2 pseudogenes are annotated in these 1444 nt (G+C 51.2%); one reads left to right on the top strand and one right to left on the bottom strand.

Going from position 1 to position 1444, the window contains the following annotated elements:
* Nucleotides 1–618, bottom strand: a pseudogene (locus tag ACTHUM_RS14010) (sodium:proton antiporter); the annotation flags it as partial.
* A 364-nt stretch (nucleotides 619–982) separates the two neighbouring features.
* Between ACTHUM_RS14010 and niaP the strand changes: the two are divergent.
* Nucleotides 983–1444: pseudogene (gene niaP / locus ACTHUM_RS14015) on the top strand (niacin transporter NiaP); the annotation flags it as partial.

Consider the following 1444-nt stretch of genomic DNA (forward strand, 5'->3'; position numbering starts at 1 on the left):
GTGCATTACATTGATGCCGCCGGTGTCCATGCCTGCCGAGCGGATATGGCCCAACATGAGGGAGGGAAAGAAGATGGCGCCGAAACCGTAAGGCAGGAACATATAAGTCGTTACCAAGCCAAACGTAATCACGCAGGCCACCAAGCGGCGGTCGAGTTTCAAACGGTTGAACACCAACAGCAGCGGCGGAATAATCATCGGGATAAACGCAATATGAATCGGCACAACGTTTTGGCTCATCACGCCCATGCACAAAATAATCGCCAGCAGCATCCATTTGACCGCGCCTTCGCCTTTCGCATTGCCTTCGCCGCCGTTGAGCTTGCGGATAATCACGCCGGCGAGCTGTTGCGGCAGGCCGGAATGCGTGATGGCCATGGCAAATGCGCCGAGCATGGCATAAGACAGCGCGATTTGCGCCCCGCCTTTCAGGCCTTCGTTAAAAACAGGAATAATCCCTTGCTGCACCACATCGCCGGCCGCGTTGGTTACATTCTCCAAAGGCATACCGGCCACCAAGCCGCCGACAAACGCGCCGACAGCCAAGCTGAGCACCACATGCACGCGCGATAAAGACAGCGCCAGCATGATGATGACCGCAATTACAACCGCATTCATATCGTTCTCCGTTGTTTCAGACGGCCTGTTATGTAAAAACAGGCAATCGTCTGTTTACATATTACAAATAAACATCATAACCCAAGCAGGAAGCCTTTGCAAAAAACGGCAGGCCGTCTGAAAACCAAATAATCGGCTTTCAGACGGCCTGAAGTGATTTCTTGTTTCATGTTTTAATATGGTATGCGGTTTATCGCCGAGATGAATATATTCAAAAATAGCCAAAAAACACGCGCTTCCTATTCTTTGCATAGGGTACCAATGTTAAAATCGACACAATGTTTCGGTTTTAGGTTTGTCACTGAAATTAAAGCATTTATTGCTAAAACCCAATTCAATCATACACAAACAAAGGAAAGAAGTGATGGATATTCTGACGCGGCTGCACAATCTGCCGCCCTCCCGCTTTCATTACAAACTTCTGGTTTTGGTCGGCATAGGTTGGCTGTTTGATGCCATGGATACAGGCTTGGTGTCGTTTGTATTGCCGGCTTTGGGCAAAGATTGGGCGTTGGCTCCGGCGCAGTTGGGTTGGATTGTCAGCATTGCCTTTGTCGGCATGGCTCTGGGTGCGGTATTCAGCGGCTGGCTGGCGGACAGGTTCGGACGGAAAACCGTTTTTGCCGGCACGATGGTGGTGTACAGCATTGCCACAGGTTTGTGCGCAATTGCGCCTGATTTGACGGTTTTGTTGGTGTGCCGCTTTTTTGTCGGCGTCGGCTTGGGCGGCCAACTGCCCGTCGCCGTGTCGCTGGTCAGCGAATATGCACCGCCGAAAGTACGCGGCCGTTTTATTGTATTGCTGGAAAGCTTTTGGGGCTTGGGC

It is taken from the genome of Neisseria sp. P0021.S006, assembly GCF_051956895.1.